We start from the raw sequence: 24,325 nt of genomic DNA on the forward strand, positions 1-24,325 counted from the left end.
ATATGCTCAAGTTGAAAGAAGAACTCAGAAAAAGTGTGCAGTACTTTATCAAGAAGATGCCCTGGGCTTATCAGGACCGCATCTACTACTTCCATAAGTTCAGAAAGCTGCCCAATCTGCGTCAGCCAAAAGTGTTCAACGAGAAGGTGTTGTACCGTAAGTTTATCTTCGGCGATTACCAGAACTACGGTCGTCTGTCAGATAAGTACTCGGTACGCGAATTCATTGCTGAAAAAATCGGTAATGAGTACCTGATCCCGCTGGTACACGAAACCACTGACCCGACCACGCTGAACAGCCTGCCTTGCTGGAGGGGAACGGTGATCAAGCCGAACCACGCCTCCAACATGGTAGAAATACTGCTGGAAGAGCCGGACGCGTTGCGCAAGCAGCAGATCATTCATGACTGCTATCGCTGGCTGAAGACCGATTTCGCCAATGAAGCGCGCGAGATTCACTACCGCTACATCAAGCCACGCATCCTGGTTGAGAAGTACATTGGTGATGGCAAAAGCGCGCCGATCGATTACAAATTCCATATGTTCAACAAGCGTGATGGCCGGTTCGAATATGTGCTGCAGGTAATCTACAACCGCTGCCAGCCGCTGCTGTCGATGAACTTCTACGTGAATAACCTCAATGAGGCCTATCACAAGATTCGCGATACCGGGCTGGATGTGTCACCGATTATGCCGTCACTGGAACATGCGCTCGAACTGAGCAAGAAGCTGGCCAGCGATTTCGACTACGTGCGTGTGGATTGGTATATCCATGACGAGCATATTTACTTTGGCGAACTGACCTTCACCCCAGGTGCAGGGCTGGTTACCGGATTAGATCGTGGTTTAAACCAGATGATGGGAGATATGTGGATTCAGGACCGCCGCGGAACGCAGAGCCCGGGCGTTACAGTGCAGGATGTTAATATTCCTGCCATGTTGAAGAAAATTTAAGTTCACACAGCAATATAAAAAACCCCGCTAAGCGGGGTTTTTTATGCGTAAAAATCAGGGCATCGGCCAGTCAGCAGGCGCCTGGCTCATCGCATCGATAAAGGCGTGCTTTGAGATTTCCACGAAGTTATGTACGTTTTCCATGCTCAGGGTAATGCCCATCAGACCGGTAACAAACCAGCAGGTCATGCCTAAACCAATCCCGCCACACATAAAGGCCATCACGTGACGGCTATCCTGACGAAGTTTGGTTTTCAGGGTGCTGGCAAAAAACATCATGATTGCGCTCAGCAGTTCCCAACGCATAACAAGAAAACTGGCGGTTAACGTAGCCATCGGCCGGACCTCACTATCAGTAAGTATTCCTGACAATCTGCGGACATCACCGGCGACAAAAAAGTGTGTCAGGTAGGACTTTTTTGCCGTCAACCCAGGTTCAAAGTGTGACTTGGGTCACATTATATCACCCGATTTTAAATTTTGAACAAAATTTGACTCTTGTATGGTAGTGGTGTGCAGAAAAAATGAGCAGTAGAAGAAGAACGGCGGGGAAATCAGACAGATGCGCCCGGAGCGGGCGCAGCGAAGAATTAACGGACCGGGCAGCACTCGCCGGTCGTGCGCTGGGTAAAGCTGTTGATCGGATCGTTACAACCGAAACTCAGCAGGCGAGGGCGCTGAATCGCCTGGCGTCGCATGGTGTGGCGGTAAGCGGTCGGGGTCTGTGAAAACTGACGACGAAACACCCGTGAAAAAGTTTGCTGCGAGTCATAGCCATACTGCATCGCGATATCAAACACCGGACGCTGTGTCTGCGATAGCGCTTCTGCGGCCAGCGTCAGGCGGCGCTCACGAATATAGCCACCCAGCGTCTGTTTCGTCACGGAACGGAACATACGCTGCAGGTGCCATTTCGAATAGCCTGATTTTGCCGCAACCTCATCAATCGACAGGCTCTTATCGAGGTTCTGGTCAATCCAGTCCGTCAGGGAATGAATGATCTCTTCTTGCATCATGGCCTCATCCTTCTGGTGCTTAATAAGGGGTAATGGGAGTTTAGGGGTTTCAACGGAGAAGAAGTATAATTCCTCAAGTTAACTTTAGGTAAAGGGTCTGATGAAAAAAGAACGTAACTATCCAAAACCGGTCTTAACACCCGGGGAAGTGGCGCGCCGCAGCGGTGTGGCGGTCTCGGCGCTGCACTTTTATGAAACCAAAGGCCTCATTTTCAGCACCCGCAACAGCGGCAATCAGCGCCGATACAGCCGCGATGTGCTGCGACGCGTGGCGATCATCAAGATTGCTCAGCGCATTGGCATCCCGCTGGCGACGGTCAGTGACAGTCTCGACCACATTCCGCCAGATAAGCGCATGTCGACGACGGAATGGGATGCGCTGACTCAGCACTGGCGCGAAGAGCTGGATAAACGCATTGAAACTCTTACCCGCCTGCGCAATGACCTGGATGGCTGTATCGGTTGCGGCTGCCTGTCGATGCGCGACTGTCCGCTGCGTAATCCCGGCGACCGGCTGGGTCAGCAGGGCTCAGGTGCGGTGCTGCTTGACCCGGAGCAGGATGATAAACATCCGGCTGTGGAGTGACGTCTATACTTGGTGAAGGTCAACACACAGGGAATCATGATGATCACCGTTCACCATCTTGAGAAATCGCGCTCGCATCGGGTGCTGTGGCTGCTGGAAGAGCTGGAAGTGCCGTACCAGATTAAACGCTATCAACGCGAACCGACCATGCTGGCCCCGGAGGCGCTAAAAAAAGTGCATCCACTGGGAAAATCGCCGGTCATTACTGACGGGAACCAGGTGGTAGCAGAATCGGGGGCCATTCTCGAATACCTTGAAGAGAAATATGATCACGAATTCAGGCTGAAAGTGAGTGATGAGGCGTCACGGTTACAGTGCCGCTACTGGCTGCACTACGCCGAAGGCTCGCTGATGCCGCTGCTGGTGATGAAACTGATCTTCGGTCAGATGGGCAAAGCGCCGGTGCCCTGGCTGCTGCGTCCGGTCGGCGCGGCATTTGGCAAAGGGGTGCAGAAGGCATTCCTGGATAAACAGCTAAAGCCGCACAGGCAGATGATCGAACAGCATCTGGCAGCCAATACGTGGTTTGCCGGTGAGCGTTTTACCATTGCGGATATCCAGATGAGCTTTCCGCTGCTGGCACTGGCGCGGCGTGGCGGACTGGATCGGATGCCTGCCACAGAGAAATGGTTGCAGACGGTGCAGCAGCGCGCCGCCTGGCAACGCGCGATTGCGCAGGGCGGCGAGCTTTCGTTGCCAGGTTAATCCTCTCTCCGCCGGCGCATCCTGTCTCATCCCGACTGCGCCGGTGCGAATCCTGCCTTTATATGACATTAACTTTATGGCCTCAGCGTTTCAGGCTGGCTTCCGTCGGGCGTCTGCCAGCCTCCTGCGCCCAATCTTTCTTTATGCCAAAGAATCTCCCTCTTAGAGTTGAAAACGTGGCGCTAAACGCCGGATAATCGCATGCCTTTTTATCTGGCTGCTTTTGACGGCTAATTATCTGCGGCAAGGTAAACGTTTGCCTGATGGGTTAATCCCGACAGTGACGCCGTCTACCCGCTTATTCCAGGGACAGCGATGGTCGCAGAGCGATCCACACAACAAAAATTTTTGAGGCTCAACTATGTCAACTGAATCACGCCCGGCCAGTGGAAAACTGGACGCATGGTTCTCGATCTCGGCGCGCGGCAGCAGCGTGCGCCAGGAAATTCTGGCCGGACTCACTACCTTCCTGGCGATGGTCTACTCCGTCATCGTGGTACCGGGAATGCTGGGCAAAGCCGGTTTTTCCCCCTCCGCCGTGTTTGTCGCCACCTGTCTGGTCGCCAGCTTTGGTTCCATCCTTATGGGGCTGTGGGCCAATCTGCCGATGGCCATTGGCTGCGCCATCTCCCTGACCGCCTTTACCGCTTTCAGCCTGGTGCTGGGTCAGCACATCAGCGTGCCGGTCGCGCTGGGCGCAGTGTTCCTGATGGGCCTGCTGTTTACCCTGATCTCCGTGACCGGCATTCGTGCCTGGATTTTGCGTAACCTGCCGATGGGCGTGGCGCACGGCACCGGCGTCGGGATTGGCCTGTTTCTGCTGCTCATCGCCGCTGACGGCGTGGGTCTGGTGGTAAAAAATCCGGCTCCGGGCCTGCCGGTGGCGCTGGGTCACTTCACCACTTTCCCGGTGATGATGACACTGCTGGGACTGGCCGCGATTATCGGACTGGAGAAGCGCAGGGTACCGGGCGGCATCCTGCTGACGATTATCGCTATTTCGCTGCTCGGCCTGATCTTTGACCCGTCGGTGACATATCAGGGACTGTTTGCCCTGCCGAGCCTGCGTGACGCCAGCGGTCAGTCGTTGCTGTTCAGCCTCGACATTATGGGGGCGCTACAGCCTGTAGTACTGCCCAGCGTGCTGGCACTGGTGATGACGGCGGTTTTTGACGCCACCGGTACCATTCGTGCGGTCGCAGGGCAGGCCAATCTGCTGGATAAACAGGGCCAGATTATCAATGGCGGTCGTGCGCTGACCAGTGACTCCGTCAGCAGCCTGTTCGCGGGTCTGGTGGGCGCGTCACCGGCTGCGGTCTATATTGAATCGGCGGCAGGGACAGCGGCGGGGGGCAAAACCGGCCTGACCGCAATTGTGGTGGGCCTGCTGTTTCTCGCTATCCTGTTTATGTCGCCGCTGGCTTATCTGGTTCCGGCTTACGCTACCGCACCTGCACTGATGTATGTGGGTCTGCTGATGCTCAGTAATGTGGCAAAAGTGGACTTCAGTGATTTTGTCGATGCGATGTCTGGGCTGCTCACGGCGGTGATTATCGTGCTCACCTGCAACATCGTCACCGGCATCATGATCGGTTTCGCCAGCCTCGTGGTGGGGCGTCTGTTCGCCGGTGAATGGCGTAAGCTCAACGTCGGTACCGTGATCATTGCCGTCGCGCTGGTGGCATTTTACGCCGGTGGCTGGGCAATCTGACTGTACAACCGGGCGTGCGGCTGCGCGTCCGGAATTTTTCACTTTTTTCCCGCCCGGCGCACGCGTAGCTGACAACCTTCAATGCAGTTTGTTTTACACTTTAGCGCTTAACCAATGATTGAAAGAAACGACGCCTAAGGAAAGCATGGAAATCTTTTTTACTATTCTCATCATGACGCTGGTCGTGTCGCTCTCTGGCGTCGCGGCCCGCATTCTCCCTTTTCAGATCCCGTTGCCGCTGGTGCAGATCGCCGTAGGTGCGATGCTGGCCTGGCCAACATTTGGTCTGCATGTCGACTTTGATCCGGAACTGTTTCTGGTGCTGTTCATCCCGCCGCTGCTGTTCGCAGATGGCTGGAAAACGCCGATCAGTGAGTTCCTGCATCATGGTCGAGAAATCATCGGCTTAGCGCTGGCGCTGGTGCTGATTACCGTGATCGGCATCGGCTATCTGATCTACTGGCTGGTGCCGGGGATCCCGCTAATCCCCGCCTTTGCGCTGGCGGCGGTGCTGTCGCCGACCGATGCCGTGGCACTCTCCGGCATTGTCGGTGAAGGTCGCATTCCCAAGAAGATTATGTCGATTGTGCAGGGTGAAGCCCTGATGAATGATGCTTCGGGCCTGGTATCACTGAAGTTTGCCGTCGCCGTCGCCATGGGCACCATGGTGTTTACCTGGGGCGGTGCCAGCGTTGAGTTCCTGAAAGTCGCGGTAGGCGGCCTGATTGCCGGTGTGGCGATCTGCTGGCTGTACGGTAAATCGCTGCGCCTGCTCAGCCGCTGGAGCGGGGATGACCCGGCGACGCAGACCGTGCTGCTGCTGCTGCTGCCATTCGCCTCTTATCTGATTGCCGAACATCTGGGCGTCTCAGGCATCCTGGCAGCGGTCGCGGCCGGTATGACCATCACCCGTTCCGGCATTATTCGTCAGGCTCCGCTGGCGATGCGGCTGCGTGCCAACAGTGTCTGGCAGATGCTGGAGTTCGTGTTCAACGGCATGGTCTTCCTGATGCTGGGCCTGCAGCTGCCGGACATTCTGCAGACCTCGATCGACCAGGCGCAGGCCGACCCGAATGTGGAACTCTGGATGCTGTTCGCCGATATCGGGCTGGTCTATGCCGCGCTGATGATCGTGCGCTTTGGCTGGCTGTGGATTATGCAGCGCTTCAGCAAACGCCTGCTGAAGAAGAAGCCGCTGGAGTTCTCAAACTACTCGCTGCGTGAACTGCTGATCGCCTCGTTTGCCGGGGTACGCGGTGCAATCACCCTGGCCGGTGTGCTCTCTATCCCGCTGTTCCTGACCAACGGCGAGCCTTTCCCGGCGCGTTATGAGCTGGTGTTTATCGCCACAGGCGTGATTCTGTTCTCGCTGCTGGTAGGGGTAGTGATCCTGCCAATTCTGCTGCGCGGCATTGATAGTATCGACAAAGGTGCACATCGCCGTGAGCTGCAGAATGCCCGTGCGGTGATGGCAGGTGCAGCGATTGAGAGCCTGCACAAGATGGAAGAGCGGCTGGAGAATGAGTCAGAAGAGAACATCGATCCGGAACTGCTGAAAGAGGTCAGTCTGCGCGTGATTGGCAACTTACGTCGCCGCGCCGAAGGCAAGAATGATCTTGAACATGCATTGTTTGCTGAGAACCTTGAGCGTCGTTTCCGCCTGACCGGGCTGCGTGCCGAACGTGCAGAGGTCTATCATCTGCGCGCCACCCAGCAGATCTCCAATGAGACGATGCAGAAGTTGCTGCACGACCTGGATCTTCTGGAAACACTGCTGATCGAAAAAGAAGAGTAAGCCCTGGCTGGCACGCCTGTGGATTCATGCGGGCGTGCCAGCTTTTCACACCGACAGGCGCGGCGGTTCATCCGGCCAGTGTTCGCGACAACAGTTGATCCACGCCTGCGCACTGCGTGACAGATAACTCCCTTCCCGCCAGATCAATCCCAGACTCCATTTCAGCTCCGACGCCAGCGGCAGCCACAATAGCGACTGCTTATCCAGCCGCTGACAGATCGGCTCCGGCAGAATCGCCAGCCCCATCTCCGCCTGCACCATTGCCGCCAGAAAATCCCACTGACCGCTGCGCACTGCCACCGTTGGCGTCAGGCTGAGCCGCTGAAACGCCTGCATCAGCTGACGATTCAGTGAAAACTCCTCATTGAAAATCAGCAACGGGTGCTCTGCCAGCTCTGCCAGTCCTATCTGCTGGCGGCTGAGCCACGCCGGGCGGCGCGGCAGCAGCACGCAGAGCGGATGATGCATCAGGGGCAGGGTATTCAGCGGCAGCTCGGCATCGACCGGCAGCGCGGTCAGAGCGATATCCAGACTGCCCGCCAGCACCGCCTGCTGTACGGTCAGACCGCCGAATTCAGAGATTTTCAGCTTCACACCGGGATAGCGGCGGCGAAACGCGGAAATCGATCCGGCGATCTGCATACCGACCATCGGCGGAATACCCAGTCGCAGCTCACCGGTTTTGAGCTGGTTGATGTCACCAATCTCCGCCTCAAGCTGATGAAACTCCTGCAGGATTGCCAGGCCGCGCTGATAAACCGCCTGCCCGCTGTCGGTGAGGTGCAGGCGACGGCCATCCCGCAGGATCAGCGTACAGCCCAGTTCCTCCTCCAGCTGACGCAGCATTTTGCTGATGGTCGGCTGCGTCACAAACAGCTTTTGCGCCGCACGGGTAAAGCTCTGCTGGCGGACCACTTCAGTAAAGTAACGCAGGGCGCGGACATCCATAACTATTCCTTTCAGGCATGATTGCGATAATTTTAATTCATTTTTTTCACCTTCTGTTGACGATTTATACTGTGACATCACTTTAATCGGGGAGACAAGGTGATGGCGTTAGCGCTCACTCCACGCAGTATCCGTGCAGTGCAATGGCTCAGCCTGCCGCTTCAGCTGGGTTTCTATATCGGCCTGTTTATCGCCTGCGACCGGCTGGTGAGCTGGCTGAAGCTGCCGCTGCCCGCCAATATCGTCGGGATGCTGCTGCTGCTGGCCTTAATCGTGACGCGGGTTGTGCCGCTGAACTGGGTAAAAGCCGGATCGCGCTGGCTGCTGGCCGAGATGCTGCTGTTCTTTATCCCGGCGGTGGTGGCGGTAGTAAATTATGGCGATCTGCTGCGCGTCGATGGCTGGCGTATCTGCGTAGTGATTGGCGTCAGTACGCTGCTGGTGCTGGCTTCCACCGCCTGGGTGGTGGACCGGCTCTATCAGTATGAAGTCGCGCGCGCCGCGCGTAAGCAGGATCCTCATGCGTGATTTTCTGCTCAGCCTGCTGTGTGTAGCGGTTACGCTGCTGGTGTATGCGCTGAATAAACGGCTTTACCGCCGCTGGCGTACGCTGCTGTTAATGCCGCTGGTGATGACGCCGCTGGTACTGGTGGCGCTGCTGCTGCTGACCCACATCAGCTGGCAGGATTACATTGCAGAAAACCACTGGCTGCTCTGGCTGCTGGGACCAGCGACGCTGGCGTTTGCGGTGCCGGTCTATGAGAACGTAGCGATTATAAAGCGCCACTGGCTCTCTCTGAGCGCGGGCGTTCTGACCGCCACGCTGGTCGCCGTCTGCAGTTCGGTCTGGCTGGCGCGGCTGCTAACCCTGCCGGAGTCAATCCAGCGCAGTCTGGCCGTGCGTTCCATTACTACGCCTTTTGCGCTGGCCGCAGCCGGGCCGATTGGCGGTCAGCCCGATCTGGTGGCGCTGTTTGTGGTCATCACTGGCGTGTTTGGCATGGCAGTGGGTGACGTGCTGTTTCTGCGCATCGCGATTAAGCAGGGGGTGGCGAAAGGAGCAGGCTTTGGTGCCGCGTCACACGGTGCCGGCACCGCTCGCGCTTATCAGCTTGGGCAGCAGGAGGGCGTCGTCGCCAGCCTGGTCATGATGCTCTCGGGGGTGGTGACCGTGATACTGGCCCCGGTGATTGGACACCTGATGTGGACAATATAGTCTACACTGCGTTGCGCAGAGACAGCTGCAATTCTGAACGCGACACGTATTTTTACGTAAAGTTTCCCGGATTTTGTTGTCTCCCCGTTTCAGGCTGTTAACCTTGCGGCCGAATTAATTGTCCTTCACGGAGTGGAATCATGTTTAAGCATCTTGTTACCGGGAGCGCCCTCGGGCTGGTTTTACTGAGCGGTGCCGCTCAGGCGATTGAAGGTAGTGTTGATGTCAGCGAACACAATACCAACCTGAATCTGGGTCTGGGCACCACTACACCCGGTCTGTTTCTGAAAGGTAACTGGCTGCGTAGCGACCATGATGGCAGCACCTACGGTGCCGGTCTGGGCTACAACGTTGACTTCGGGCCGCTGCGTCTGGCACCGACCGCAAAAGCGATCTTTACCCATCCGGAAGATGGAAAAGATGGATTTGCGGTGGCGGTGGGCGGTGCAGCACACTACAGCCTGAACAGCATGTGGGGCCTGTATGGTGAATATTATTATGCGCCAGAGTCGTTCACCGATCAGCTCGACAGCTATCAGGAAGCCGCTGGCGGCCTGAGCTTCACGCCGGTTTCACTGCTTAACCTGCGTGTGGGTTATCAGTACATCGAACTGAACAACAAAGATGGACGTAAAGATAACGTGCTGGTCGATGGCCCTTACGTGGGTGCATCACTGCGCTTCTGATTCTGTTGCGTGAAAGAAAAGGGCGACTCCCCAGGTAGTCGCCCTTTTTTATTGCCTGATCGTTATGAACGAAAAGCCACAATCAGTGCGCCTTGCCCTGTTCAATACCGGTGCCGGTCTGCGAGCGAATAAATTGCGCGCGGAAGCGGGAACGCTCTTCTGCGCCCTGCTGCGAATGGTCGGTAATGGAGAAAAGCCAGATGCCGACAAAAGCCACCACCATCGAGAACAGCGCCGGATACTCATACGGGAAAATCGCCGTGGCGTTGCCCAGCACCTGTACCCACACGGTCGGGCCGAGGATCATCAGGATAACGGCGGTCAGCAGACCGAGCCAGCCGCCTACCATCGCGCCGCGCGTGGTGAGTTTTGACCAGTACATCGACAGCAGGATGATCGGGAAGTTACAGCTGGCCGCAATCGAGAAGGCCAGCCCGACCATAAAGGCGATGTTCTGCTTCTCAAACAGAATACCCAGCGCAATCGCCACCACACCCAACGCCAGCACGGTGATTTTGGACACCCGCAGCTCATCTTTCTCGCTCGCCTGGCCTTTACGATAGACGCTGGCGTAGAGGTCATGCGACACCGCCGACGCGCCCGCCAGGGTTAAGCCCGCGACCACCGCCAGAATCGTGGCGAAGGCAACCGCAGAGATAAAGCCCAGGAAGGTGCTGCCGCCAACTGCGTTAGCCAGATGTACTGCCGCCATATTGGTGCCGCCAATCAGCGCGCCGCTGGCATCTTTAAAGGCCGGGTTCGCACCCACCAGCAGAATCGCACCGAAGCCGATAATAAAGGTCAGGAAGTAAAAGTAGCCCATAAAGCCGGTGGCCCAGAAGACGCTTTTACGCGCCTCTTTGGCATCCGCGACGGTGAAGAAGCGCATCAGAATATGCGGTAAACCTGCCGTACCAAACATCAACCCCAGCCCCAGCGACAGCGCCGAAATAGGATCTTTGACCAGCCCGCCAGGCTGCATAATCGCGATGCCTTTGGGATGAACCGCCATCGCCTCAGTGAACAGCGTGTTAAAGCTGAAGTTGGCCGCCTTCATCACCATTACTGCCATAAAGGAGGCACCAAATAGCAGCAGCACCGCTTTGATGATCTGCACCCAGGTGGTCGCCAGCATGCCGCCAAACAGCACATACATCACCATCAGAATGCCGACCAGAATCACCGCAACATGGTAGTTCAGGCCGAACAGCAGCTGGATAAGTTTACCGGCACCCACCATCTGCGCGATCAGGTAGAGCGCCACTACCACCAGCGAACCGCAGGCTGACAGGGTACGAATCGGCATCTGCTTCAAACGATAGGAGGCGACATCGGCAAAGGTGTAGCGGCCCAGGTTGCGCAGCCGCTCGGCGATTAAAAACAGAATCATCGGCCAGCCGACCAGGAAGCCGAGCGAGTAGATCAGTCCGTCATAGCCTGAGGTGTAAACCAGCGCTGAAATGCCCAGGAACGAAGCCGCTGACATGAAGTCACCCGCCATCGCCAGGCCATTCTGGAAGCCGGTGATATTGCCGCCAGCGGTGTAGTAGTCGTTACGCGATCGGGTTCGCTTTGACGCCCAGTAAGTAATTCCCAGCGTAGCGCCGACGAAAATCGTAAACATGATAATCGCCTGATAGTTGGTTGCCTGGCGCTGCACCGCACCGGTGATCGCATCAGCGGCCAGCGCTGAAAACGGCAACATTAAGGCCAGCAGCCATAAAGTGAGACGAGTCATGATTTCACCTCACTGAGGATCGCTTTGGTTAAACGGTCAAACTCACCGTTGGCGCGCCAGACATAGACGCCGGTCAGCACAAACGACATCACAATCAGCCCGACACCAATCGGGATACCGCGGGTGACGTTAGTGCCGGCATGCAGCGGCGTGCCGAGCCAGCCGGGAGCAAAGGCAATCAGCAGGATAAAGCCAACATAGAGCACCAGCATGATCAGCGACAGCAGCGTCGCGAACGTCTGGCGTTTACGGACTAACTCATGAAAACGGGGATTACGTTCAATCTGCTGATTGATTGCATCCTGATTCGAAAGGGCGTCATTCATCACATTTTCTCCAGAGGGCTTGCACGCGAGAATCTCACGACAGGGCGCGGATTCAGCTGGTTATAATAGTTGTGACTACCGAAACAGACTGCGTAGGGCGGGTGTGGCGGGAAGCGATCTTCCCGCCGGACAGCATGCGTTTAAGGCATTTTGATCGACTGTTTCTCCTCAAGCAGTTTTTCGACGACGCCAGGATCGGCAAGGGTCGAGGTATCACCCAGGTTACTGGTATCGCCGGTGGCAATTTTGCGCAGAATACGGCGCATGATTTTGCCGGACCGCGTTTTCGGCAGTGAGTCAGTCCAGTGCAGCACATCCGGTGTGGCTATCGGGCCAATCTCTTTACGGACCCACTGGCGCACTTCGGTGTACAACTCCGGCGACGGCTCTTCGCCATGATTCAGCGTGATATAGGCGTAAATCGCCTGGCCTTTAATGCTGTGCGGAATCCCGACCACGGCCGCTTCGGCAATTTTAGGATGCGACACCAGCGCCGATTCAATTTCGGCAGTGCCAAGACGGTGACCGGAGACGTTGAGCACGTCGTCGACACGTCCGGTGATCCAGTAGTAGCCATCTTCATCGCGACGGGCACCGTCACCACTGAAGTAGACGTTTTTAAAGGTAGAGAAGTAGGTCTGCTCGAAACGGTCATGGTCGCCAAAGAGGGTGCGCGCCTGTCCCGGCCACGACTCGGTGATCACCAGATTGCCTTCACAGGCACCTTCCTGTGGCTGACCTTCGTTATCTACCAGCGCGGGCTGCACGCCAAAGAACGGTCGGGTGGCGGAACCCGCTTTCAGCTCGGTCGCACCCGGCAACGGCGTGATCATGAAGCCGCCGGTTTCGGTCTGCCACCAGGTATCCACTATCGGGCAACGGCTGTTGCCGATTTTCTTGTAGTACCACTCCCAGGCTTCCGGGTTAATGGGCTCACCGACCGATCCCATAATGCGCAGGCTGCTGCGATCGGTACCTTCAATGGCCTTATCCCCTTCCGCCATCAGCGCACGGATGGCGGTGGGTGCGGTATAGAGCAGGGTGACTTTATGTTTATCGACCACTTCCGCCATGCGGCTCGGCGCTGGCCAGTTCGGCACCCCTTCAAACATCAGCGTGGTGGCACCACACGCCAGCGGGCCATAAACCAGATAGCTGTGTCCTGTTACCCAGCCGACATCGGCGGTGCACCAGTAGATGTCATCCTGATGGTAATCAAAGACGAACTTAAAGGTGGTGGCGGCATAGACCAGATAACCGCCTGTGGTATGCAGCACGCCTTTGGGTTTGCCGGTGGAGCCGGAGGTATAAAGGATAAACAGCGGATCTTCCGCGCCGACTTCGGCTGCAGAGTGATTGGTGCTGGCGTCCCGCATCAGGTCATGCCACCACCGATCGCGGCCTTCAACCCAGCCCACATCTTTACCGGTGCGCTGGAACACCACCACGTTTTTCACGCTGGTGACATTCGGGTTTTTTAACGCGTCATCGACATTTTTCTTCAGCGGAATGCTGCGACCGGCGCGGATCCCTTCATCGGCGGTAATGACCAGCGAGGCGCTGGAGTCGACGATGCGGCCAGCGACCGCTTCCGGTGAGAAGCCGCCAAAGATCACGGAGTGAACGGCACCGATACGGGCACAGGCCAGCATCGCCACCGCCGCTTCCGGCACCATCGGCATGTAGATTGCCACCACGTCGCCTTTTTTTACTTCCAGCAACTCAAGCACATTGGCGAAGCGACAGACTTCAGTATGCAGCTGGCGGAAGGTCAGAGTTTTGCTTTCGCTGGCGTCGTCGCCTTCCCAGATAATCGCCGGGTGATCGCCGCGCGTTGCTAAATGGCGGTCAAGGCAGTTTGCCGCCAGGTTGAGCGTGCCATCTTCGTACCAGCGAATGTTAATGTTACCTGGCGTAAACGAGCAATTTTTCACCTTGCTGTAAGGCTTAATCCAGTCAAGGATTTTGCCCTGTTCGCCCCAGAAACTGTCTGGATCGTCGACAGAATGCTGATACATCGCCTGGTACTGTTCAGCCGTAATCAGGGTGTTTGCTGCAATGTTCTCTGGAACGGGATGAATGTGATTTTGGCTCATAGCGGATCTCCTAGAAGATGTTAATGATATGTCAATCAATGGTTAATTGAAGCCTGTGCCATAGCTTTGTTTCTTTTTTGCGCCACAGATCACGAGATAAACCTCTTCGGGAGAAGCGTGAAGCCGTTCTGATATTTCCGGTTAACTCTCTGGCGGCGATGGGGAATTAAGAAGGGGTATCACTCGGGATTGGGCTGGATAAAAAGCAAGCAAACGCGCCTGACGCGTTTTTAACCCACTTTGCATAGCTATGCGGAAATTCATCTAAGTATTACTTTTCATAACAGCAGGTTAGGGATTTTTAACGCTGGCAGCACTTTATGCTACTTAGCTGGCTAACTTTTAATCGGATCTGCCAGGGGTTGCATTTACCACAGTGAAAATGGTACTTATCTCGCCCCTGTTCTGCAGGTATCAACTCAGACCGCGTCTGAAAATGGGTATGGGAATCATCAGATTTTCATACGAGGCGCTGTTTCTAAACACCCTCTAATTTACCGGGCTTTTTGCTCACTCCCTGTGTGTATTGTCTTCTGCACCTTCGCAGTAGAGAGAAACGGGTTTTGACTGAGGAAATTACGCGTTATGAAAGGTTTTAAAATCAGCCTGGCCTGGCAGATTCTGACAGCCCTGGTGCTCGGCATCGTTGTGGGTGCTGTGTTGCATAATCAGCCAGACAATCGTGAATGGTTAGTCACCAACATTCTCAGTCCTGCAGGCGATATCTTTATTCATCTTATCAAGATGATTGTGGTACCGATTGTGATTTCATCCCTGATTGTCGGCATCGCTGGCGTGGGTGATGCAAAGAAGCTGGGACGCATCGGCGTCAAAACAATTCTCTACTTTGAAGTGATCACCACCATTGCCATTGTAGTCGGTATTACGCTGGCCAACGTATTTCAACCCGGCACCGGCATTGATATGTCAACGCTGGCAACGGTGGACATCTCTAAATATGAAGCGACAACGGCAGAGGTACAGGGCGGTCCGCATAGCCTGGTGACCACCATTCTGTCGCTGATCCCGCAGAATATTTTCGCCTCTATGGCAAAAGGCGACATGCTGCCGATTATCTTTTTCTCGGTGCTGTTTGGCTTAGGCCTGTCGTCACTGCCGTCAGAACAGCGCGATCCGCTGGTGAACCTGTTCCGTGGTATCTCTGAAGCGATGTTTAAAGTAACGCACATGATCATGCGTTATGCGCCGGTCGGTGTGTTTGCGCTGATCGCGGTGACAATTGCTAACTTCGGTTTTGCCTCGCTGTGGCCACTGGCTAAGCTGGTGCTGCTGGTTTACGCCGCGATTCTGTTCTTCGCCTTTGTGGTGCTGGGCGGGGTAGCGCGCTTCTGTAAGCTGCGCATCACTACGTTGATGCGTATTCTGAAAGATGAGCTGATTCTCTCTTACTCCACGTCCAGCTCGGAAACCGTGTTGCCGCGCATCATGGAGAAGATGGAAGCCTACGGCGCGCCGAAAGCGATCACCAGTTTCGTGGTGCCGACCGGTTATTCATTTAACCTGGATGGTTCAACGCTGTATCAGAGTATCGCGGCGATCTTTATTGCGCAGCTGTACGGCATCGATCTGTCGCTGACCGATGAAATTGTGCTGGTCCTGACGCTGATGGTGACCTCGAAAGGTATCGCTGGCGTGCCAGGCGTTTCGTTTGTGGTGCTGCTGGCTACGCTGGGCAGCGTCGGCATTCCGCTGGAAGGTCTGGCGTTTATCGCCGGTGTTGACCGCATCATGGACATGGCGCGTACCGCGCTGAACGTGATCGGCAACGCGCTGGCGGTGCTGGTGATTGCCCGCTGGGAAAACCAGTTCGACGCCGAACAGGCGAAAGAGTACGAGCTGCAACTGCGGACGCAGACCGCAAGTTGAGAACAGCATTAGCGTAAAGAAGGGCTCAACGAAAGTTGGGCCCTTTTTGTTTGTGTGGCTTAGTTCTAAAGGGTCGATAATGCAGAAATCAAAGACCAGCATTTGTGCCGTTCAGTCGGACACAATGGCGGGCTGCGTAAACTCCTCCCTGGGCCCCCGGCCGCCGGTTTACTCGCCTCATAGATGACGAATGCGTCTTTACGATCAGGTGAACCTTTTCTGACCGGCTCCGATTTCCCGGCAACGCTACTCACAGACCCTGCGGCCAAACCGGAATGCGCAGCATTTAAACCCCGTATACCAGTTACCCTGCTTAAACTCAACGCTGTCACGCCCACTCCCCGCAACATGATTTACTCCACATCCATTGAAAAAAGATCTCACCCAATGAATTAATAATTCGTTATGATGTTTGGTAATTTGAATAATTTATTCCTTTGCGGAGCCCACTATGAAACTCGACCTCAGCCAGATGATCACCGAAGGCCGCAATCCGGCCAGCCAGAACATTGATGAACTCTCCACCGAAGCGATGCTGCGCGTCATTAATGATGAAGATAAAAAGGTGGCACTGGCGGTTGAGGCCATCGTGCCGCAGATCGCCACCGCCGTTGACGCCATCTGCACGGCATTTAAAGCTGGAGGACGGCTGATCTATTGCGGCGCAGGCACCTCCGGGCGACTCGGCATCCTGGATGCCAGCGAATGCCCACCCACCTTTGGTACACCCCGCGAGCAGGTTATTGGCCTGATTGCCGGCGGTCATACCGCTATATTGCAGGCGGTTGAAAATGCCGAAGATAACCGGGAGCAGGGTGCGCAGGATCTGAAGGATATCCACTTCAGCCGCCACGATGTGCTGGTCGGTATCGCCGCCAGCGGTCGCACACCTTATGTGCTGGGCGCGCTGGCTTACGCTAACGAGCTTGGCGCAACTACCGTGTCGCTCACCTGTAATCCGGGCAGCGCCATGTCGCAGGTTGCCGCGATTGCGCTCACGCCAGTGGTTGGCCCGGAAGTGGTCACTGGCTCCTCACGGATGAAAGCGGGTACGGCGCAAAAACTGGTGCTCAACATGCTCACCACCGGGTCAATGATCCGTAGCGGAAAAGTGTACGGCAACCTGATGGTTGATGTGGAAGCGACCAATCAGAAACTGGTGCAGCGCCAGGTCAACATCGTCATGCAGGCCACGGATTGTGATGATGCAACGGCCAGCGCCGCGCTCATCGCCTGCGGTGGACACTGCAAAACCGCAATCCTGATGGTGCTGGCTGACCTGGCCGCCGATGAGGCGAAAGCGCTGCTCAGTCAGCATCAGGGCTTTATCCGTCAGGCGCTGCAGGCAGCGGGAGCACGCTAATGGCGAAAATCACCGAGGCACTGTTGCGTGACATCCTGCAGGCGGTCGGTGGCGCGCAAAATATCGTGGCCTGTGCTCACTGCATGACGCGGCTTCGGCTGACGCTCAATCAGCCGGAACAGGTCGACCTGACTCAGCTAAAAAGTCTGCCGGGCGTATTAGGCGTTATCGATAGCGAGGCGCAGTTTCAGATTGTCCTGGGGCCGGGCAAAGCGCAAACCGCGGCCAAGGGAATGCAGAGCCTGCTGACAGAGGGCGATACCGCGCCGGAACCGCAGGGCGGAACGGCAGAACTTAGCCAGCTGGCAGCGCAACAGAAGCAGCAGCTCAAAGCGAAGCAGACCAGCGGCGTGCATCAGTTCCTGTCGCGCTTCGCCACCATCTTCACCCCGCTGATTCCGGGCTTCATCGGCGCGGGGCTGCTGCTGGGATTTGCCACGCTGATTGGGCAAAGCCTCCACCTTAATGTGCCCGGCGACCACGCGCCCTGGCTGCTGCACACCGTGGCGTACATGAAGGTCTTCGGCAAAGGGCTGTTTACCTTTCTCAGCATCCTGATTGGCTACAACGCGCAAAAAGCCTTTGGCGGCAGCGGCGTCAATGGTGCCATCATCGCTTCGCTGTTTGTGCTTGGCTATGTGCCCACGGCCACCACCGGCTACTACAGCGGCATGGAGAGTTTCTTTGGCCTGACGATCGACCCGCGCGGCAACATTATCGGCGTGCTGATGGCGGCAATTATCGGGGCGGGGATTGAGAAACAGCTGCGCAAAATCATTCCCGACAACCTCGATATGATCCTGACTTCACTGTTTACGCTGGTGATTACCGGGGCCATCACCTATCTGTTTATCATGCCGCTGGGTGGTGAACTGTTTAAGGGGATGTCGTGGCTGTTTATCCACCTCAATAACAATCCCTTTGGCTGTGCGCTGCTGGCCGGGCTGTTCCTGATCGCGGTGATGTTCGGCATTCATCAGGGCTTTATTCCGGTCTACTTTGCGCTGATGGAAACGCAGGGTTTTAACTCGCTGTTCCCGATTCTGGCGATGGCGGGCGCAGGTCAGGTCGGCGCATCAGTGGCGCTGTGGTGCAAAGCCGGAAAAGGGGCGCTGCTGCGGGCGCAGATCAAAGGTGCCATTGTGCCCGGCCTGCTGGGTGTCGGAGAACCACTGATCTACGGCGTCACGCTGCCGCGCCTCAAGCCCTTTATCACCGCCTGCGGTGGCGGCGCGCTGGGCGGTTTCTTTATCGGGCTGGTAGCGTGGCTGGGTTTGCCGGTTGGAATGAATACGGTATTCGGACCTTCCGGCCTGGTCACGCTGCCGCTGATGACCTCCAGCCAAGGGATTTTCGCCGGTATGGCGGTTTACCTGGCCGGACTGATCGTGGCCTGGGTCGGCGGATTCCTGCTGACCTGGTGGTTCGGCACCCGAAATGTTGACCTCAGCTGACTGGCTGCCGGAATTCTGAAATCCGGCTAACGGATGAATAATCACCTAAAAATGTGAAAGCCGCTGCAAAGCGGCTTTTTTATTGCCAGTAATTTAACTTAATCGCTAAAGAGTAGGCGGACGCATGCCGAAAACATAAAAAAAGGTAATCGTTATCTCTCAGCCCCTCGTTTTCACGCTGACACGCAGACTGTCACGTGCAGGACGTCGGGTCTTCAAGGACTTTTGATGCGTAACAACCAGCCTGTCTCTCAGCGTGAATATCAGTTTGACGATCATGCGACACTGATGTCGACCACCGATCTCAACAGCCACATCACCTATGCCAACGACGCCTTCATCGAAGCGAGTGGATTCTCTGCCGAAGAGATCAACGGCCAGCCGCATAACATGGTGCGTCATCCCGATATGCCACCAGAAGCGTTTGCTGACATGTGGGCGACGCTGAAACAGGGTGAACCCTGGACTGCGCTGGTCAAGAACCGCCGTAAAAATGGCGATCACTACTGGGTGCGGGCTAATGCCATTCCGGTGGTGCGCGACGGTAAAGTGCAGGGCTATATGTCAGTACGCACCAAACCCACGGCAGAGGAAATACGTCAGACCGAAACGCTCTATCAGGATTTTCGTGAAGGCCGGGCCAGAGGGCGACGTTTTTACAAAGGCCTGCTGGTTCGCAGTGGCTGGCGTCGTTCCGCCTCCATTCTGAAAACGCTGCCCCTGCGCTGGCGGATCCGCAGTACGCTGCTGGCGTTACTGCCCCTTTCGGTGGCAGGCGTCTGGGCGCTGGGCATGACGCACACAGCACTGGCTGGCTTTACCGCAGGCATGGCTGGGCTGCTTCTGCTCAGCAGCCTGTGGCTGGAGCAGCAGATTTCACGCCCTATCGAGCGGATGTGCAAACAGGCGCTGAGCGTGGCGACCGGTGCGAGTCACAAAGTTGAGCAGATGGATCGCGTTGATGAGGTCGGTGTCACACTGCGCGCTATCGGTCAGCTCGGATTGATGTTCCGCTGGCTGGTCGATGATGTCAGCGGTCAGGCGATCAACGTGCTGAGTGCCAGCGACGCCATCGCCCGCAGCAACAACGAACTCAGTCGCCGTACCGAGCAGGCAGCGGCCAACGTGCAGCAGACCGCGGCCACCATGAATGAAATGACCGCCACAGTGAAGAGCAATACCGAAACCGCGCACGAGGCGAATAGCCTCTCAGCCAGCACCAGCCACGCTGCCAGCAAAGGCGGCGAGGTGATGACCGAGATGATGGGCATGATGGGCGAAATTGCCGACAGTTCAAAGCGGATTGCCAATATTACCAGCGTTATCGATGGCATTGCTTTCCAGACTAACATACTGGCGCTGAACGCCGCAGTAGAAGCGGCGCGGGCTGGTGAGCAGGGCAAAGGCTTTGCGGTGGTGGCAGGCGAAGTCCGTAGCCTCGCACAGCGCAGCGCCAAAGCCGCCAGCGAAATTAAAATGCTGGTCGAAACCAGCGGCAGCCGGGTCCAGTCGGGCAATGAGCACGCCAGCGCAGCAGGCCGGACGATGCAGGATATCGTGTCACAGGTGCAGAATGTCACCTCACTGATCGCCCAGATCAGCGCCGCCACGGCCGAACAGGCGACCGCGCTCAGCGAAGTCAGTTCAGCGGTGGAAGATCTTGATGACATCACCCATCAGAACGCCGCTCGCGTGACAGAAAGCGCCGAGGCGTCAGGTCGCATGACCCATCAGGCTAACCGGCTGGTGGAAGCGATCAGCGTGTTTCGTTAAGAGAAAAAATTACGAGGCCAGCGCCTGCGTGCCTTCGCGTCCGGTACGCAGCGCCCCTGGCGATTGCCCGACAATCCGCTTAAAGGCACGACTGAATGCCGCAATTGAGCCGTAGCCGAGATGATAGGCCACGGCTTCCACCGCTTCGCCATTGTTTACGATCCGCTGCACCGCCAGCCGCATCCGCAACTCCGTCAGATATCGCAGCGGCGTCATGCCGGTAGCCGTGAGAAAACGTCCGGCGAACACCGAACGCGAACAGCCCGCCACGCTGGCGAGTCGCGCCACCGTCCAGTTTTCGCCCGGCTCCCGATGCATCGCGGCAATCGCCTGGCTCAGACGCGGATCGCGCATCGCCTGCACCAGCCCGCTACTCTGGCCGCAGCCATTCTCTACCCAGCCGCGAACTATCAGCGCGGCAACCACATCCGCCAGGCGCGACAGGATTCCGGCAAATCCCGCCTGGCGGGTGCGCGACTCCCGCTCCATCGCCGCCAGAATCGGCTGAATCTCCGGGTACTGCGACAGCAGGGTACTCACCAGCATCACATCCGGCATGGTAGTGATCAGTGGTTGCATACCGCCAAGCTCAAACGCCATGCAGGCGCTGAACAGCAGCACGCTGTGCTCGTCATCACAGGCATCTTCCGGTGCGGCAATCGCGCAGACGCTGTCGCAAATCGGCTTACTCGCCATGTTCTTAATACACTGGCAGTCCGCCTCCTCACTGGAGATCAGGCTGTGCGGCTTACCGTGCGGCACCAGCAGCGCATCGCCGCTGTTGAGCTGAAACAGTTCGCCAGAGGCGCTGCGCACCAGCAGTGAGCCGCGCCCGACAAAGTGAAACTGCGCCCGCCCCGGCGCATGCTCATAATGCAACCCGAACGGCGCGCTTACCGCGATACGCTGATAGTTCACGCCATACAGACGCATTCCCATCAGCAGCTCACTGGTCAGATCTCCATAGTGGCTCATACGATTCCGGACGAATTATCAAAAATGAAGGTGTAAGCATCATAGATCGTCCTGACGCTCCACTCTATGCTCACACTCACTTTTTTATCTTCCGGAGAAGCAGCATGAGTCTGACAACCGAAGTGGCTGATGAGGTTTCCTCGCCGACCCGTCCCGCCTGGGGCGCGGTATTTGCTATGGCGTTTGGGGTGTTCAGCCTGATTACCGCCGAATTTTTACCCGTGAGTCTGTTGACGCCAATGGCCCACAGTCTGGGCGTTTCAGAAGGGCAGGCGGGACAGACCGTCACCATCACCGCGCTGGTGGCGCTGTTTACCAGTCTGGTCACCGGCAGCGTTACGCGGCGTATCGATCGCCGCATTGTCATGCTGGTGTTTTCGCTATTGCTGATTGCTTCGGCGCTGATGGTGGCGTTTGCGGCTGACCTGACGGTGATCCTGCTGGCGCGGGTGCTGCTGGGAATGGCCATCGGCGGCTTCTGGACGCTCTCAACGGCCATCACCATGCGCCTGGTACCCACCGACCAGGTACCGCGTGCGCTCTCTATTGTCTTCAGCGGCATCTCACTGGCGACGATTATCGCCACGCCACTTGGCAGCTATCTCGGCGGAGTGGTGGGCTGGCGTAACATCTTTATGCTGACCGCCGGACTGGGTGCGGTGGCACTGCTGTGGCAGTTCTTTACCCTGCCCGCCATGCCGGCAGAGAACAAAGCCCGCAATGGCGGCGTGCTGGCGCTCCTGCGTATCGGCGTGATGCGCTGGGGCATGCTGGCGGTGATCATGATGTTTACCGGCCACTTCGCTTTCTTCACCTATCTGCGTCCGTTCCTGGAAGGCGTTGCACAGCTCAACCTTAATCAGCTGTCGCTGGCGCTGCTCGCCTTTGGCGTGGCGAACTTCTTTGGTACCTCGCTGGCGGGTTTTCTGGTCACCCGCAGCGTATCGCTGACGCTGAGCGGGATGGCGCTGTTAATGAGTGTCACGGCGCTGATGCTGGTGAGCTTTGGCGATGTCAGCTGGATGGTAGGCGCAGGTGTGGCAATCTGGGGGATGGCATTTGGTTCGATGCCAACCGGCTGGTCAACCTGGATTTCACGCGCGGTGCCGGATGACGCGGAATCGGGCGGCGGGTTACTGGTCGCCACCATTCAACTGGCGATTACCGTCGGCGCGGCAGCAGGCGGCTGGATGTTTGACCTGCGCGGAGCAGGCGGCGTGTTCGTTGCCAGTGGTGTGCTGATGCTGCTGGCCGCACTGACCATCTTCACTCGGGTGCGGCATCACGGTTAATCTTCTGAAGGTAGCGCATTATGCTGCCTTTTTTTATAGAGGAGGGTGATTAACCTTTTGAGCGATAACTGTGCGATACGTGCTTTTTATGTTCAATTTTACTGAAAGAGTTAAGCAAAACCCTCCGCTTTTTACTGATCAACTTCCGGACTAATATATCTATCAACAAGGCATCACGCCTTACCTGATAAAAATTAAACGAGGAATTGACCATGAAATCTATCAAAACTTTTGCAGCTGTTATCGCGCTTTCTGTTCTGCCATTCGCCAGCTTCGCCCAATCTGTGACCGCCATCGACTCTACGCTGGATGGTGCGGAAGCGAAAATTGCTGCCCAGGCGCAGGAAGCTGGTGCTTCATATAAAATCACTGAAGCTTACACCAACAACGGCGTTCACATGACCGCTGAACTGCTGAAATAAAACGTTCTACCCTCTTGTGCTGACAGGACGCCTCCGGGCGTCCTGGCTTCGTTTCTCCGCGAATAATCCTGTCCCTTTCCTTCATAAATAATTATCATTCTCAAAAAAAGTAAATCAGCCTGTGTGTCAGGCCTTTCTGGTTGCAATGTTGGGCTTTCTTATCACTGCGTCTGCAGTGAATTAACTCTGGAGAAGTTATGAAAGCGATTACCATTACGCGCCGGACCCTGCGTCCGCTGTTACTGGCTACGGCCCTGTTCTCTGCCTCTGGATGGCTGGCAGCGCAGGCGGCGGATCTTAATCAGTCAGTGGGTAAAGGTGTTTATGAACTGGCGGTCAGCCCGAAAGACAACGCGCTTTTCGTGGCGACAGCGCAGAACAGCAGCGGTAACGGCGGCACGGTTTTCCGTCTCGACCCGGCGACGCTGGGGGTGCAGCAGGCAATCCACACTGAGCTGAAATCGTTTGGTGCGGCGATCAACCCACAAACCAACGTGCTTTATATCGGTAACACCGTAAACGGTTCGGTGACCGCTATCGACGCCAGTAGCGGCAAGGTACTGAATACGCTGGTGCTGGATAGCCGTCCGCGCAGTGAGACCGTGCGTCCGCTGCAGCCGCGCCAGGTGGCGGTTGATGCGAAAACTAACCGGGTGTATATCACCGGACTGGGACCGCAGAGCGTGGTCTGGGTGGTGGATGGCAGCACGATGAAACTTGTCAGCACCATCCCGAATACCGGCAAAATGGGCACCGGTCTGGCTGTGGATGCCGACGCGCAAAAGATCTACGTCACTAATGCTGATGGCGAACTGGTAACCATTAATGCACGTACAAATGCGGTTGAGAAGAAGCAGAAGATTGACGGCGATAAAGAGCACTTCTTCCTGAACATTGCGCTGGATACGCATGGTCAACGCGCTTTCCTGACAGATTCAAAGCAGGCACAGGTGCTGGTAGTGGATCTGCGTAATCAGCAGGTGATGCAGCGGATTGATGTGCCGGAATCGCTGGCGGTTCTGTTCAATGCGAAGCGTGATGAGCTTTATGTTACCCATCGTAAAGCCGGTGAAGTCAGCATCATCGACGCCAGCAGCTATAAGGTGAAGCGCACGGTAAAAACCCCGGCGTTGCCTAACAGTCTGGCACTCTCGGCAGACGGCAAGGTGCTTTATGTCAGCGTGAAACAGCCTGGCTCGCGTAAGGCGCCGCCAAAAAATCCTGACAGCGTGATGCGTATTGCACTGTAAGGCGTGACGTCCCGGACACTGCTGTATTGAAGCTGTTTTACATCCGGTCTTTGTAAACGAGAAAGCCACTCTGACGAGTGGCTTTTTTATTTTCAAAGCCGGTTTGAGATCTGGAATATCCTTTTGCCCTGGC

Annotated in this window: 22 protein-coding genes; 15 read left to right on the forward strand and 7 right to left on the reverse strand. The window is 56.4% G+C overall.

Annotation, left to right across the window (positions count from 1 at the left end; translation table 11 throughout):
- Window positions 1-2 precede the first annotated feature (2 nt).
- The gene (locus AC6I8J_RS01485; protein WP_440829828.1) at window positions 3-953 is read left to right on the forward strand and encodes an ATP-grasp fold amidoligase family protein; all 951 of its coding nucleotides are present in this window, start codon (window positions 3-5) and stop codon (window positions 951-953) included.
- 54 nt (window positions 954-1,007) lie between these two features.
- On the opposite strand, the gene AC6I8J_RS01490 is transcribed toward AC6I8J_RS01485, so the two are convergent.
- Both AC6I8J_RS01490 and soxS read right to left on the reverse strand, forming a co-directional pair.
- Window positions 1,008-1,289, reverse strand: coding sequence for a YjcB family protein (locus tag AC6I8J_RS01490; protein WP_013359796.1), 282 nt, complete (start codon window positions 1,287-1,289; stop codon window positions 1,008-1,010).
- Between the two features lie 254 nt (window positions 1,290-1,543).
- The gene (soxS, locus tag AC6I8J_RS01495) at window positions 1,544-1,969 is read right to left on the reverse strand and encodes a superoxide response transcriptional regulator SoxS (RefSeq protein WP_150012009.1); all 426 of its coding nucleotides are present in this window, start codon (window positions 1,967-1,969) and stop codon (window positions 1,544-1,546) included.
- 100 nt (window positions 1,970-2,069) lie between these two features.
- Between soxS and soxR the strand changes: the two genes are divergently transcribed.
- The 4 genes from soxR to AC6I8J_RS01515 all read left to right on the forward strand — a co-directional run bounded on the left by soxR (window position 2,070) and on the right by AC6I8J_RS01515 (window position 6,766).
- Window positions 2,070-2,555, forward strand: coding sequence for a redox-sensitive transcriptional activator SoxR (gene soxR / locus AC6I8J_RS01500; RefSeq protein WP_161733550.1), 486 nt, complete (start codon window positions 2,070-2,072; stop codon window positions 2,553-2,555).
- Window positions 2,556-2,594: 39 nt separating this feature from the next.
- On the forward strand, window positions 2,595-3,260 hold the full coding sequence (locus tag AC6I8J_RS01505) for a glutathione S-transferase family protein (RefSeq protein ID WP_161733618.1): 666 nt from the start codon (window positions 2,595-2,597) through the stop codon (window positions 3,258-3,260).
- A 361-nt stretch (window positions 3,261-3,621) separates the two neighbouring features.
- The gene (locus AC6I8J_RS01510) at window positions 3,622-4,971 is read left to right on the forward strand and encodes an NCS2 family permease (protein WP_161733552.1); all 1,350 of its coding nucleotides are present in this window, start codon (window positions 3,622-3,624) and stop codon (window positions 4,969-4,971) included.
- A gap of 145 nt (window positions 4,972-5,116) precedes the next feature.
- Entirely contained in the window at window positions 5,117-6,766 is a 1,650-nt protein-coding gene (locus tag AC6I8J_RS01515) for a Na+/H+ antiporter (protein ID WP_161733554.1), read from the forward strand.
- 45 nt (window positions 6,767-6,811) lie between these two features.
- Here AC6I8J_RS01515 and AC6I8J_RS01520 read toward each other — a convergent pair whose 3' ends face one another.
- A complete protein-coding gene (locus AC6I8J_RS01520; RefSeq protein WP_161733556.1) occupies window positions 6,812-7,714 on the reverse strand; it encodes a LysR family transcriptional regulator in 903 nt (300 codons plus the stop codon).
- A gap of 102 nt (window positions 7,715-7,816) precedes the next feature.
- Here AC6I8J_RS01520 and AC6I8J_RS01525 point away from each other — a divergent pair, with 102 nt between their 5' ends.
- The 3 genes from AC6I8J_RS01525 to AC6I8J_RS01535 all read left to right on the forward strand — a co-directional run bounded on the left by AC6I8J_RS01525 (window position 7,817) and on the right by AC6I8J_RS01535 (window position 9,616).
- The gene (locus tag AC6I8J_RS01525) at window positions 7,817-8,242 is read left to right on the forward strand and encodes a CidA/LrgA family protein (protein WP_161733558.1); all 426 of its coding nucleotides are present in this window, start codon (window positions 7,817-7,819) and stop codon (window positions 8,240-8,242) included.
- Complete coding sequence (locus tag AC6I8J_RS01530; RefSeq protein ID WP_150038354.1) at window positions 8,235-8,930, forward strand: LrgB family protein; 696 nt, start codon at window positions 8,235-8,237, stop codon at window positions 8,928-8,930. The genes AC6I8J_RS01525 and AC6I8J_RS01530 overlap by 8 nt, the downstream gene beginning before the upstream one ends.
- A 140-nt stretch (window positions 8,931-9,070) precedes the next feature.
- On the forward strand, window positions 9,071-9,616 hold the full coding sequence (locus tag AC6I8J_RS01535) for a YfaZ family outer membrane protein (protein ID WP_150011995.1): 546 nt from the start codon (window positions 9,071-9,073) through the stop codon (window positions 9,614-9,616).
- An 82-nt stretch (window positions 9,617-9,698) separates the two neighbouring features.
- Here AC6I8J_RS01535 and AC6I8J_RS01540 read toward each other — a convergent pair whose 3' ends face one another.
- The 3 genes from AC6I8J_RS01540 to acs form a co-directional block, all read right to left on the reverse strand.
- Entirely contained in the window at window positions 9,699-11,354 is a 1,656-nt protein-coding gene (locus AC6I8J_RS01540) for a cation acetate symporter (RefSeq protein ID WP_161733560.1), read from the reverse strand.
- Window positions 11,351-11,680, reverse strand: a complete 330-nt coding sequence (locus AC6I8J_RS01545; RefSeq protein ID WP_222924719.1) for a DUF485 domain-containing protein — start codon at window positions 11,678-11,680, stop codon at window positions 11,351-11,353. The genes AC6I8J_RS01540 and AC6I8J_RS01545 overlap by 4 nt, the downstream gene beginning before the upstream one ends.
- Before the next feature lie 140 nt (window positions 11,681-11,820).
- Window positions 11,821-13,776, reverse strand: coding sequence for an acetate--CoA ligase (acs, locus tag AC6I8J_RS01550; RefSeq protein ID WP_260059101.1), 1,956 nt, complete (start codon window positions 13,774-13,776; stop codon window positions 11,821-11,823).
- A gap of 585 nt (window positions 13,777-14,361) precedes the next feature.
- Here acs and gltP point away from each other — a divergent pair.
- From gltP to AC6I8J_RS01570, 4 genes are all read left to right on the forward strand, one after another.
- Window positions 14,362-15,663 (forward strand): glutamate/aspartate:proton symporter GltP, encoded by a 1,302-nt coding sequence (gene gltP, locus AC6I8J_RS01555; RefSeq protein ID WP_440829827.1) that lies wholly within the window; start codon window positions 14,362-14,364, stop codon window positions 15,661-15,663.
- A gap of 451 nt (window positions 15,664-16,114) precedes the next feature.
- On the forward strand, window positions 16,115-17,026 hold the full coding sequence (gene murQ / locus AC6I8J_RS01560) for an N-acetylmuramic acid 6-phosphate etherase (protein ID WP_285086685.1): 912 nt from the start codon (window positions 16,115-16,117) through the stop codon (window positions 17,024-17,026).
- Entirely contained in the window at window positions 17,026-18,480 is a 1,455-nt protein-coding gene (murP, locus tag AC6I8J_RS01565; protein WP_497825014.1) for a PTS N-acetylmuramic acid transporter subunit IIBC, read from the forward strand. The genes murQ and murP overlap by 1 nt, the downstream gene beginning before the upstream one ends.
- A gap of 228 nt (window positions 18,481-18,708) precedes the next feature.
- On the forward strand, window positions 18,709-20,253 hold the full coding sequence (locus tag AC6I8J_RS01570) for a methyl-accepting chemotaxis protein (RefSeq protein WP_161733572.1): 1,545 nt from the start codon (window positions 18,709-18,711) through the stop codon (window positions 20,251-20,253).
- Window positions 20,254-20,262: 9 nt separating this feature from the next.
- On the opposite strand, the gene AC6I8J_RS01575 is transcribed toward AC6I8J_RS01570, so the two are convergent.
- Window positions 20,263-21,228: an AraC family transcriptional regulator gene (locus AC6I8J_RS01575; RefSeq protein WP_161733574.1), complete on the reverse strand. Its 966-nt coding sequence runs from the start codon at window positions 21,226-21,228 to the stop codon at window positions 20,263-20,265.
- A gap of 104 nt (window positions 21,229-21,332) precedes the next feature.
- Between AC6I8J_RS01575 and AC6I8J_RS01580 the strand changes: the two genes are divergently transcribed.
- From AC6I8J_RS01580 to yncE, 3 genes are all read left to right on the forward strand, one after another.
- Window positions 21,333-22,520 (forward strand): MFS transporter, encoded by a 1,188-nt coding sequence (locus AC6I8J_RS01580; protein ID WP_253420753.1) that lies wholly within the window; start codon window positions 21,333-21,335, stop codon window positions 22,518-22,520.
- A 212-nt stretch (window positions 22,521-22,732) separates the two neighbouring features.
- Entirely contained in the window at window positions 22,733-22,942 is a 210-nt protein-coding gene (locus AC6I8J_RS01585) for a YdgH/BhsA/McbA family protein (protein WP_009092571.1), read from the forward strand.
- 197 nt (window positions 22,943-23,139) lie between these two features.
- Entirely contained in the window at window positions 23,140-24,192 is a 1,053-nt protein-coding gene (gene yncE / locus AC6I8J_RS01590; protein ID WP_497825015.1) for a 7-bladed beta-propeller protein YncE, read from the forward strand.
- The last annotated feature ends 133 nt before the right edge of the window (window positions 24,193-24,325 follow it).

This window comes from Pantoea sp. X-Soil-ISGK-355, assembly GCF_059730805.1.

Coding starts and splice junctions, on each gene's coding strand:
- AC6I8J_RS01545 (WP_222924719.1), bottom strand. CDS start 11,680: ATGAATGACGCCCTTTCGAATCAGGATGCAATCAATCAGCAGATTGAA.
- AC6I8J_RS01575 (WP_161733574.1), bottom strand. CDS start 21,228: ATGAGCCACTATGGAGATCTGACCAGTGAGCTGCTGATGGGAATGCGT.
- AC6I8J_RS01535 (WP_150011995.1), top strand. CDS start 9,071: ATGTTTAAGCATCTTGTTACCGGGAGCGCCCTCGGGCTGGTTTTACTG.
- soxR (WP_161733550.1), top strand. CDS start 2,070: ATGAAAAAAGAACGTAACTATCCAAAACCGGTCTTAACACCCGGGGAA.
- AC6I8J_RS01585 (WP_009092571.1), top strand. CDS start 22,733: ATGAAATCTATCAAAACTTTTGCAGCTGTTATCGCGCTTTCTGTTCTG.
- AC6I8J_RS01525 (WP_161733558.1), top strand. CDS start 7,817: ATGGCGTTAGCGCTCACTCCACGCAGTATCCGTGCAGTGCAATGGCTC.
- AC6I8J_RS01570 (WP_161733572.1), top strand. CDS start 18,709: ATGCGTAACAACCAGCCTGTCTCTCAGCGTGAATATCAGTTTGACGAT.
- soxS (WP_150012009.1), bottom strand. CDS start 1,969: ATGATGCAAGAAGAGATCATTCATTCCCTGACGGACTGGATTGACCAG.
- gltP (WP_440829827.1), top strand. CDS start 14,362: ATGAAAGGTTTTAAAATCAGCCTGGCCTGGCAGATTCTGACAGCCCTG.
- AC6I8J_RS01505 (WP_161733618.1), top strand. CDS start 2,595: ATGATCACCGTTCACCATCTTGAGAAATCGCGCTCGCATCGGGTGCTG.
- AC6I8J_RS01530 (WP_150038354.1), top strand. CDS start 8,235: ATGCGTGATTTTCTGCTCAGCCTGCTGTGTGTAGCGGTTACGCTGCTG.
- AC6I8J_RS01510 (WP_161733552.1), top strand. CDS start 3,622: ATGTCAACTGAATCACGCCCGGCCAGTGGAAAACTGGACGCATGGTTC.
- murQ (WP_285086685.1), top strand. CDS start 16,115: ATGAAACTCGACCTCAGCCAGATGATCACCGAAGGCCGCAATCCGGCC.
- AC6I8J_RS01490 (WP_013359796.1), bottom strand. CDS start 1,289: ATGGCTACGTTAACCGCCAGTTTTCTTGTTATGCGTTGGGAACTGCTG.
- AC6I8J_RS01515 (WP_161733554.1), top strand. CDS start 5,117: ATGGAAATCTTTTTTACTATTCTCATCATGACGCTGGTCGTGTCGCTC.
- murP (WP_497825014.1), top strand. CDS start 17,026: ATGGCGAAAATCACCGAGGCACTGTTGCGTGACATCCTGCAGGCGGTC.
- yncE (WP_497825015.1), top strand. CDS start 23,140: ATGAAAGCGATTACCATTACGCGCCGGACCCTGCGTCCGCTGTTACTG.
- AC6I8J_RS01580 (WP_253420753.1), top strand. CDS start 21,333: ATGAGTCTGACAACCGAAGTGGCTGATGAGGTTTCCTCGCCGACCCGT.
- acs (WP_260059101.1), bottom strand. CDS start 13,776: ATGAGCCAAAATCACATTCATCCCGTTCCAGAGAACATTGCAGCAAAC.
- AC6I8J_RS01520 (WP_161733556.1), bottom strand. CDS start 7,714: ATGGATGTCCGCGCCCTGCGTTACTTTACTGAAGTGGTCCGCCAGCAG.
- AC6I8J_RS01540 (WP_161733560.1), bottom strand. CDS start 11,354: ATGACTCGTCTCACTTTATGGCTGCTGGCCTTAATGTTGCCGTTTTCA.
- AC6I8J_RS01485 (WP_440829828.1), top strand. CDS start 3: ATGCTCAAGTTGAAAGAAGAACTCAGAAAAAGTGTGCAGTACTTTATC.